General features: G+C 50.3%; 7 protein-coding genes. 1 reads left to right on the forward strand and 6 read right to left on the reverse strand.

From position 1 onward, the window contains the following. Positions 1-1,057, reverse strand: a 1,057-nt coding sequence (locus tag Q1M25_RS05240; protein ID WP_300482507.1) for an AI-2E family transporter, incomplete at its 3' end; no start/stop codon positions are given. A 203-nt stretch (positions 1,058-1,260) separates the two neighbouring features. Between Q1M25_RS05240 and purM the strand changes: the two genes are divergently transcribed. Further along, the gene (gene purM, locus Q1M25_RS05245) at positions 1,261-2,295 is read left to right on the forward strand and encodes a phosphoribosylformylglycinamidine cyclo-ligase (RefSeq protein WP_300482510.1); all 1,035 of its coding nucleotides are present in this window, start codon (positions 1,261-1,263) and stop codon (positions 2,293-2,295) included. Positions 2,296-2,369: 74 nt separating this feature from the next. Here the strand turns inward: purM and Q1M25_RS05250 are convergent, their stop codons facing one another. From Q1M25_RS05250 to prpB, 5 genes are all read right to left on the reverse strand, one after another. Continuing rightward, positions 2,370-3,581 carry an acetate kinase gene (locus Q1M25_RS05250; protein WP_300482513.1) on the reverse strand — a complete coding sequence of 404 codons (1,212 nt, stop codon included), beginning with the start codon at positions 3,579-3,581 and terminating at the stop codon, positions 2,370-2,372. A gap of 199 nt (positions 3,582-3,780) precedes the next feature. Then, the gene (gene prpF / locus Q1M25_RS05255; protein WP_300482515.1) at positions 3,781-4,950 is read right to left on the reverse strand and encodes a 2-methylaconitate cis-trans isomerase PrpF; all 1,170 of its coding nucleotides are present in this window, start codon (positions 4,948-4,950) and stop codon (positions 3,781-3,783) included. Between the two features lie 117 nt (positions 4,951-5,067). Then, positions 5,068-7,674, reverse strand: a complete 2,607-nt coding sequence (acnD, locus tag Q1M25_RS05260) for a Fe/S-dependent 2-methylisocitrate dehydratase AcnD (RefSeq protein ID WP_300482518.1) — start codon at positions 7,672-7,674, stop codon at positions 5,068-5,070. A gap of 401 nt (positions 7,675-8,075) precedes the next feature. Beyond that, positions 8,076-9,230: a 2-methylcitrate synthase gene (gene prpC, locus Q1M25_RS05265; protein ID WP_070583901.1), complete on the reverse strand. Its 1,155-nt coding sequence runs from the start codon at positions 9,228-9,230 to the stop codon at positions 8,076-8,078. Positions 9,231-9,314: 84 nt separating this feature from the next. Then, positions 9,315-10,190 carry a methylisocitrate lyase gene (prpB, locus tag Q1M25_RS05270; protein WP_002233567.1) on the reverse strand — a complete coding sequence of 292 codons (876 nt, stop codon included), beginning with the start codon at positions 10,188-10,190 and terminating at the stop codon, positions 9,315-9,317. Positions 10,191-10,507 lie beyond the last annotated feature (317 nt).

Below are 10,507 nucleotides of genomic sequence, written 5' to 3' on the forward strand. Positions count from 1 at the left end.
AGAAACGGCTGCCGAAATAAGCAGATGCGCCTTCACGCAATAAAACCAATGTTACGGCGGCAAGCGGCAAGCCGGCAAGCATACCGACAAAACCCATCAGTTGTCCGAAAGCCATCAATGAGAAAATCACCCAGAATGGAGACAAACCGATGCGGTCGCCAACGATTTTAGGCGTAATGAAAAAGCTTTCCAAGAATTGTCCGACACCGAATACAGCCCAGACCATCAATAAGCCCTGCCATGAGCCATATTGCAAAAGCGCGGCAACTGTCGCCAGCAAAAGGCCAGTAAATGCGCCCAAATACGGAATAAATACCAAAATACCGGCAATCATACCGATGGCAAAGCCGGAATCCAAACCGACCAGCATCAAGCCCAAGCCATAGACCAAGCCCATAATCATCATAACCATCAGCTGGCCGCGCAGAAACTCGCCTAAGACTTCGTCCATATTGCCACTGATACGCGTGTAGGTCTCGATAAAACGGCGTGGAACCAGTTTGCTGATTCCGGAAGACCAACGTTTCCAGTCCAACAAGAAGTAATACAGCAGCAAAGGCAGCAACACCAAATTGCTGACGCCGCTGATGACGTTACCGCTCTGACGCATCAAGGTAGGAATCCATGCTTTGAGCGTATTGCTCAACTCATCCGTATGCGACTGCAACCATGCGATGATTGATTCTTGATCGATTTGAATATAATCCCCGCTGACGCTGTTGAGCCACGGTAGCAGTTTGTTTTGAACAAAGCCCACGATTTGCGGCAGGCGTTCGGCCAGATTATTAAACTGATTTAACAGCATAGGTATAATAATCAGCATCAACGCCAGTAATATCAGCAAAGCAAGCGCCATAATAATCATAGAGGCCGGTGCGCGGCGGATACGCTTCAATTGCAGCCATTCGACCAAGGGATTCAAAACATAGGCTAAAACGGCAGCCACAATAAACGGCGTCAAAACATTGCCTAAGGCATATAAAAGCCAAATAAAGGCCGCGATAACGCAAGCCATAATAATCCACGGTTTTGCGCCTCGCGCTTTCTTTTGATACATAAAAAGGTATTTCCCAATTGATGTTTAAGGTTTTCGAAATAAATAAGCAGTATAACAGATTCACAAAGGCCGTCTGAAAGCGCGACGGCTATTAAGATAAAATAAAAATTGTTGACAATAATGCCAAAAAATTCAGCCTGAATCCTCTAATTTAAGATAAAATACGCTCCGACAATCTACCCATACCCGAATAAGGAAATCCAATGAGCACTTCTTTGAGCTATCGTGACGCAGGCGTGGATATCGACGCAGGCGATCAACTGGTCGAAAACATCAAACCTTTTGCCAAGCGTACTATGCGCCCTGAAGTGTTGGGTGATTTGGGCGGTTTCGGCGCTTTGGTCGAAATCGGCAAAAAATACAAAAATCCGGTATTGGTTTCCGGTACGGATGGTGTCGGCACCAAGCTGAAACTGGCATTCGACTGGGACAAACACGATACTGTCGGCATCGATTTGGTTGCCATGAGCGTCAACGACATTTTGGTTCAAGGTGCAGAACCTTTGTTCTTCTTGGACTATTTCGCTTGCGGCAAACTGGATGTTGCCCGCGCGACTGATGTGATTAAAGGCATTGCCCAAGGCTGCGAAGAATCCGGTTGCGCTTTGATTGGCGGTGAAACTGCCGAAATGCCGGGCATGTATCCTGAAGGCGAATACGACTTGGCCGGTTTTGCCGTCGGCGTGGTTGAAAAAGAACGCGTCATCAACGGCCGCAACATTCAGGCCGGAGACGTTGTTTTGGGCTTGGCTTCCAACGGCGCACACTCCAACGGCTATTCGTTGGTACGCAAAATCATCGAGCGTGACAATCCTGATTTGGACGCGGAATTTGACAACGGCAAAACCTTGCGCGAAGCCATCATCGCCCCTACCCGCCTGTATGTGAAACCTATCCTTGCCGCTTTGGAAAAATTCACCATTAAAGGCATGGCCCATATTACCGGTGGCGGCATTACCGAAAACGTACCACGCGTTTTACCTGAAAATACCGTCGCACAAATCGATGCCAAAGCGTGGGAATTGCCTAAACTGTTCCAATGGCTGCAAAAAGCAGGCAATGTGGAAACCCAAGAAATGTACCGTACATTCAACTGCGGTATCGGCATGGTCGTTATCATTGCCAAAGAAGATGCCGATGCGATACAGGCATTCTTGAGCGAACAAGGCGAAACCGTTTACCGCTTGGGCGCAGTTCGTGAGCGCAACGGCGACGAACATCAAACCCAAGTGGCTTGATTAAGATGTAATTAAAAAAGTGCGGATGATGAATCCGCACTTTTTATTGTTTATGATCTAGGAAAATCTTCGCCCTAGCCTACTTCTTCCAAAAAGCCGGCCAACTGAGCAGTATCGTGGGCAATCATCAGCTCTTCATTGGTTGGAACAACCAAAACAGCCGGCATAGAACCTGTCGGGCTAATGATACCGGAGTTGCCGTAGCGTTTGTCCATATTGGCTTTGGTGTCGATGTGCAGACCTAAGAAATCCAAGTAGGAAACAGTTTTAGCGCGGATATTACGCGAGTTTTCGCCGATACCGCCGGTAAACACGAGTGCGTCAACGCCGCCACAAGCCACAGCCATCGAAGCAATATATTTGGCAAGGCGGTAGGTCATGACTTCCAGGGCCAAACGCGCACCTTCATGACCTTCGTCCGCCGCGATTTCCAAAGAACGGCAGTCGTTGGAAAGTTCGGAAATACCGAGCAATCCTGATTTTTTGTTCAACATTTCATCAACTTGGGCAACATCCAAACCGGCATGGGAAGTCAGATAGCTGTATACGCCCGGATCGATGTCGCCGCAGCGAGTACCCATCACCAAGCCTTCGATCGGTGTGAAGCCCATACTGGTATCGACGGATTTGCCGTTTTTAATGGCGGTAATGGATGCGCCATTGCCTAAGTGGGCAATAATCATACGGATGTCTTCCAGCGGTTTGCCCAAGATGCGTGCGGCTTCCGGGGCAACATAACGCATGCTGGTACCGTGGAAACCGTAGCGGCGGAAAGCGTATTTTTTGCGCAATTCACGCGGAACTGCATAAGTGTAGGCACGCTCCGGCATGGTTTGGTGGAACGAAGTATCCATCACGCCGACATTGGGCAGGCCTGGGAAATGCTCTTGCGCAGCCAAAATACCGTTGATATTGGCAGGGTTGTGCAGCGGAGCGAGCGGAATGCAGGCTTTGAGTTCGTCCATGACCGCCTGGTCGATCAAAACAGATTCATTGTATTTCTCGCCGCCGTGGGCAATGCGGTGGCCGATGGCTTTAATGCGGTCGTGCAAGCCGTGTTTTTCAAGCTCTTTCAACAGCATACCCACCGCGCCGGCGTGACAGTTGCGCCCTGCCAAGGGAGCTTGGCATTTTTTACCGTCTTTGCTGAACGTAATGATTGCTTCGGGCGTACCCAAACGTTCGCCGAGACAGCTTAGGAGAACTTTACCGTTTTTACGGTCGATAACGGCACCTTTGAGCGAAGAACTGCCGCAGTTCAGAACAAGAATGAGTTGGTTGGACATGGTGTTTCTCCTTTGAATTTTTGATTATTTTTGACTTCAGGCCGTCTGAAAAGCGAACGCTTTCCGGATTGCCTTTGGTTTGGTGTTTAGTCAGGCTTGATGCCCAATCCTAATCTCCATTGCAGGTATCGCTACCTGACTAAAATCCGCTTATTTGGTTTTCAGACGGCCTTGTTTAATAGCGTGGCCGTCTGAAAACTTAAAAGCAATCTTCCGGCACCCGGACTTGTCCTTCCATAATCACGCGTGCACTACGGCTCATGACCGCTTTGGTGGCCGTCCATTGTCCGTCCTGACATTCGGCGGCTGCACCGACACGCAGTGTGCCTGACGGATGGCCGAAACGGACTTCTTTACGCGCTCCGCCTCCGGCTGCAAGGTTGACCAGCGTACCGGGCACGGCGGCGGCGGTAGCGATGGCAACTGAAGCGGTACCCATCATGGCGTGGTGCAATTTGCCCATGCTCAGTGCGCGTACCAATAAATCGATGTCGGTAGCTTGGACGGTTTTGCCACTTGAAGCGGTGTAATCGGCCGCAGGAGCGACAAAAGCGACTTTCGGAGTATGGGCGCGAGTGGCAGCTTCGGATACGTCGCTGATCAAGCCCATTTTCAGCGCACCATACGCGCGGATGGTTTCAAATTTTTCCAGAGCGGCGGCATCGTTGTTGATGTCGTCTTGCAACTCTTTGCCTGTGTAGCCCAAATCTGCAGCATTCAGGAAAATGGTTGGAATCCCAGCATTGATAAGCGTGGCTTTCAGACGGCCTATATTCGGCACATCAATTTCATCGACTAAATTGCCGGTTGGGAACATACTGCCTTCTCCGTCGGCCGGATCAAGAAATTCGATTTGTACTTCGGCTGCCGGGAACGTTACGCCGTCAAGCTCAAAATCGCCTGTTTCCAAAACTGCGCCGTTTTGCATCGGTACATGGGCAATAATGGTTTTGCCGATGTTTTTCTGCCAAATTTTGACGGTACACAGGCCGTCTGAAGGGATTTTGGATTTGTCGACCAAGCCTTGTTCGATGGCAAATGCGCCCACGGCGGCGGTCAGATTGCCGCAGTTGCCACTCCAATCGACAAAAGGTTTGTCGATGGAAACTTGTCCGAACAAATAATCGACATCGTGATCGACGCGTTCGGATTTATCCAAAATCACGGCTTTGCTGGTGGACGAACTGGCATTGCCCAAACCGTCAATCTGTTTGCCGTAAGGGTCGGGGCTGCCGAGTACGCGCAAGAGAATTTTGTCGCGCGCCTCGCCTGCTTCCTGCGCAGCGGCCGGCAGATCGGTGCGTTTGAAAAAAATGCCTTTAGATGTACCGCCGCGGTAGTAAACGGCTGGAATTTTAATTTGCGGCATTTCGAGTTCTCCTTTGTATTTCTAGTATGGTTTTTTCAGACGGCCTCTCAAACATTCGAGGCCGTCTGAAAACCTTTTTTAGCGTAACTTGGGCATTTTGAAGATACCCGATTTACCTTACGCTGCATTTCCTTCTAAGAAGTCTTGTGCGAAACGTTGCAACACGCCACCGGCTTCATATACCAACACTTCTTCTGCAGTATCGAGGCGACAGGTAACCGGAACTTTGACGGTTTCGCCGTTTTTACGGTGAATCACGAGGGTCAGGTCGCAGCGCGGTGTGCGTTCGCCGACAACGTCGTAGGTTTCCGTACCGTCCAGTTGCAGGGTGTGGCGGTTGGTACCCGGTTTGAACTGCAGCGGCAACACGCCCATACCGATCAAGTTGGTGCGGTGGATACGCTCGAAGCCTTCGGCAACAATCGCTTCCACGCCGGCGAGACGTACGCCTTTTGCAGCCCAGTCGCGGCTTGAGCCTTGACCGTAGTCCGCACCGGCAATGATGATGAGCGGCTGTTTGCGGTTCATATAGGTTTCGATGGCTTCCCACATGCGCATGGTTTTACCTTCTGGTTCAACGCGTGCCAGCGAACCTTGGCGTACGCTGCCGTCTTCGTTTCTCACCATTTCGTTAAACAGTTTCGGATTGGCGAAGGTTGCGCGTTGGGCGGTCAAGTGGTCGCCGCGGTGGGTTGCGTAAGAGTTGAAGTCTTCTTCAGGCAAACCCATTTTCGCCAAATATTCGCCTGCGGCACTGCTGGCCAAAATCGCATTGGACGGCGAGAGGTGGTCGGTGGTGATGTTGTCGGGCAAAATTGCCAGCGGACGCATACCGCTCAATGTGCGTTCCCCTGCCAGTGCGCCTTCCCAGTAAGGCGGGCGGCGGATATAGGTGGACATTGGACGCCAGTCGTACAGCGGGCTTGGTGCTTTTTGTGCTGTGCCGGTGTCGAACATCGGGATATAAACGTCACGGAATTGTTGCGGTTTCACATATTCGGCAACGATAGCATCGATTTCTTCATCGGTAGGCCAGATGTCTTTCAGGCGGATTTCTTTGCCGTCTGCAACGCCGAGTACGTCGTTTTCAATATCGAAACGGATACTGCCTGCCAGCGCGTAGGCAACGACCAACGGAGGCGAAGCAAGGAAAGCCTGTTTCGCATACGGATGGATACGGCCGTCGAAGTTGCGGTTGCCTGACAATACGGCGGTGGCGTACAAATCGCGGTCGATGATTTCTTTCTGGATTTTCGGATCCAGCGCACCGCTCATGCCGTTACAGGTGGTACATGCGAAGGCAACGATACCGAAGCCGAGTTTTTCCATTTCAGGCAACAAGCCTGCTTCTTTCAAATAGATTTCGGCTACTTTTGAACCCGGGGCAAACGAAGATTTCACCCAAGGTTTGCGTTTCAAGCCGAGACGGTTGGCATTGCGTGCTAACAGCGCGGCGGCGACAACGTTACGCGGATTGGAAGTATTGGTACACGAAGTAATCGCGGCAATAATCACTGCACCGTCAGGCATTTGGCCGTCTGAAGGCTCTTCATAAGATTTAGCCAAGCCTTTGCTGGCCAAATCGGCGGTCGCAAAACGGGCATGCGGGTTACTTGGACCTGCCATGTTGCGCGTTACGCTGCTCAAATCAAATTTCAATACGCGCGGATAAACGGCGGTTTTCAAGGCATCTGCCCACAAGCCTGCGGTTTTGGCGTAGGTTTCCACCAATTTCACCTGCTCATCATCGCGACCGGTCAGTTTCAAATAATCAATGGTTTGCTCATCAATAGCGAACATCGCAGCAGTCGCGCCGAACTCAGGGGTCATATTGGAAATGGTGGCACGGTCGCCGATAGACAGGCTTCTTGCACCCTCGCCGAAAAACTCGACAAATGCGCCAACCACGCGCTCTTTACGCAAGAATTCGGTCAGTGCTAACACGATGTCTGTGGCAGTAATGCCCGGTTGACGTTTGCCGGTCAGCTCCACGCCGACAATATCAGGCAGACGCATCATGGATGCACGGCCCAACATTACGGTTTCGGCTTCCAAACCGCCCACGCCTACGGAAATTACGCCCAGTGAATCGACGTGCGGCGTATGAGAGTCTGTACCGACGCAGGTATCAGGGAATGCTACGCCGTTTTTGACTTGGACAACCGGCGACATTTTTTCCAAGTTGATTTGGTGCATAATGCCGTTACCCGCTGGAATCACGTCCACATTTTCAAATGCGGTTTTTGTCCAGTTGATGAAGTGGAAACGGTCTTCGTTGCGTCGATCTTCGATTTCGCGGTTTTTACGGAAGGCATCGGGATCGTAACCGCCGCATTCAACGGCCAGAGAGTGGTCGACGATGAGCTGGGTTTGCACCACAGGATTCACTTTGGAAGGATCGCCGCCTTTTTCGGCAATCGCATCGCGCAGGCCTGCCAAATCCACCAACGCTGTCTGACCCAGAATATCGTGACACACCACGCGCGCCGGATACCAAGGGAAGTCGATTTCCTGTTTTCCCTCAATCAGCTGGCCCAACCAGCTTTGCAGCGTAGGCAGGTCGACTTTGTCTGCGCGGTTGACCAAGTTCTCAGCCAAGATGCGGCTTGTATAAGGCAGCTTGTCGTAAGAGCCTGGTTTGATGTCTTCACACGCCTGACGCGCGTCGTAATATTCCAAATCCGTACCGGGCAAAGCTTTGCGGTAGCGTTGGTTGGCAGTCATGTCGGTTCTCCTAAATCTATTCTTTTTTTGGTTTTGGGGTTTCAGACGGCCTGTTAATTCGGACCTTAAGGCCGTCTGAAACCATAAATTCTGTTTTATTGCTTGTTGTCTGAAATCTATTCGCAGCATGAAAAAAAATTGCTGCTCCGCTACCATCATTCCCGTATAGACGGAAATCCAAACTTAAATCTTTCAGCACTCTTTACAGCAGAACATTTCAACTTTTGAATTTCTGCCTGTATGGGAATGACGACAGCAGAGCAGCATGTTTTCCAAACGGCCGGCTCTCTCTCTCGCATACTGCACTAGGCCGTCGAAAAACGAAAACATCATTTATTCATTGTTTTCAAACGGCATTTCGAGATGGGGTGGGCAGGCGGCCCACCCTGCTGTTACGCGTATTAGCGGTTTTCAATCTCCACGAATGCCAAATCTTCAGGGCCTGTGTAGTTTGCGCTCGGACGGATGATTTTGCCGTCTTTGCGTTGCTCGAGAACGTGTGCGCTCCAACCGGTTGTACGGGAAATTACGAACAGCGGTGTGAACATAGCGGTCGGTACGCCCAATTTTTGGTAGGAAACGGCGGAGAACCAGTCCAGATTCGGGAACATTTTTTTCTCTTCCCACATCACGCTCTCCAAACGTTCGGCAATGTCAAAGAGGCGCATATCGCCGGTTTCTTTGCTCAAACCGCGTGCCACTTCTTTAATGACAACATTGCGAGGGTCGGAAATGGTGTACACCGGATGACCGAAACCGATCACGATTTCTTTGCGGCCGATACGTTCGCGGATGTCGGCTTCGGCTTCGTCGGCATTGCGGTAGCGTTTTTGAATATCGTAAGCCACCTCGTTCGCACCGCCGTGTTTCGGACCTTTCAATGCGCCGATTGCACCGGTAATGCAGGAGTACATATCAGAGCCTGTACCGGCAATCACGCGGGCGGTGAAGGTAGAAGCGTTGAACTCGTGTTCGGCATACAGAATCAGTGAAACGTGCATGGCTTTGATGTGTGATTCGCTTGGGCGTTTGCCGTGCAACAGGTGCAGGAAATGACCGCCGATGGTCTCTTCGTCGCTTTCAACTTCAATGCGTTTGCCATTGTGCGAATATTGATACCAGTACAGCAGGATGCTGCCGAGGCTGGCGATCAGTTTGTCGGCGATGTCGCGCGCTTCACTTTCCGGATGGCTTTCACGTTCAGGATGAACGCAGCCCAGCATGGATACGCCAGTACGCATCACATCCATCGGATGGGTATGTGCAGGCAGGCTTTCCAAAACTTTAATCACACGGATAGGCAGGCCGCGCATGGATTTGAGCTTGGTTTTATAAGCGGCCAGCTCGAATTTATTGGGCAGATGGCCGTGAATCAGCAGGTGGGCGACTTCTTCAAACTCGCATTTTTGTGCTAAGTCCAGAATGTCGTAACCGCGATAGCTCAAATCGTTACCGGTACGGCCAACAGTACACAATTCAGTATTACCGGCCGCAACACCAGAAAGCGCAACGGATTTTTTAGGTTTGAAAGTCGGGGTTTGAGTAGTTTCAGTCATGGTATTTCTCCTTTGTATTTTTATGGGTTTTATTTTTCAGACGGCTGATGCGGATTTGTTGAAAGGCCGTCTGAAAGCGGTTACTTATTTTTGAAACAATTTATCCAGTTTTTGCTCGAAGGCATGATAGTTCAGATGCTCGTACAGCTCGGCACGGGTTTGCATAGTGTCAACCACTGCGGCCTGAGTGCCATCGCGCATAATCGCTTCATAAACATTCAGAGCGGCTTTGCTTGCTGCGCGGAACGATGACAGCGGATACAGTACCAGCGACACGCCGTTTTCAGCCAGTTCGCTTTGGGTATAAAGCGGAGTGGAACCAAACTCGGTAATGTTGGCCAATACAGGTACTTTTACTGCATCTGCAAATTGGCGGTACATTTTCAAATCGGTCATGGCTTCAGGGAAAATCATGTCTGCACCGGCTTCGACACAAGCCTGAGCGCGTTCGATAGCGGCATCCAAACCTTCTACCGCTAGAGCATCGGTACGCGCCATAATCACAAAGTTCTCATCAACGCGCGCATCTACGGCAGCTTTGATACGGTCGACCATTTCATCTTTAGAAACGATGGCTTTGTTCGGACGGTGGCCGCAGCGTTTCTGCGCTACCTGATCTTCGATGTGAACCGCTGCAACACCAGCGCGTTCAAAGTTACGAATGGTACGGGCAATATTGAATGCACCGCCCCAACCCACATCGATGTCCACCAGCAAAGGCGTATCCACGTTGTCCGTAATGCGTCGTGCGTCAATCAGCACATCTTCCATTGTGGTAATGCCCAAATCAGGGATACCGCAAGAGCAGGCTGCCACGCCGCCGCCGGACAGGTAAATCGCTTTGAAACCGCTTTGGGTGGCCAATCGTGCAAAATAAGCATTGACACAACCGACGACGGCAAGAGGATTCGATTCTTTCACGGCTTGACGGAAACGCGCTCCGGCAGAGTGTTGGCTCATCATATTTCTCCTTTATAGACTTTTTTCAGTATTAATCGGACGGCTCGGTTTTTTCACAACTTGAAACGAACCGTTTAAAAAGAAACAATCGTTCTAAAAACTGTTTTCAGACGGCCTGTAAAATTTCAATCATCAACTATCTGAAAATTTAAAATCAATAAATACAAATAGTTATCAAAACTAATAAATACAATAAGGCTGAAGCGAAGGTATACGTTTTTTAATTTTTATTAATTAGTATATGAATGCTGTTGGGGATACAGATATTTTAAAACCCGAAGCGTTTGTAGGAATACGGAAACTGGATTCGGGTTGAG

Source organism: uncultured Neisseria sp., assembly GCF_951230505.1.
In the GTDB taxonomy this organism is placed as follows: Bacteria; Pseudomonadota; Gammaproteobacteria; order Burkholderiales; family Neisseriaceae; genus Neisseria.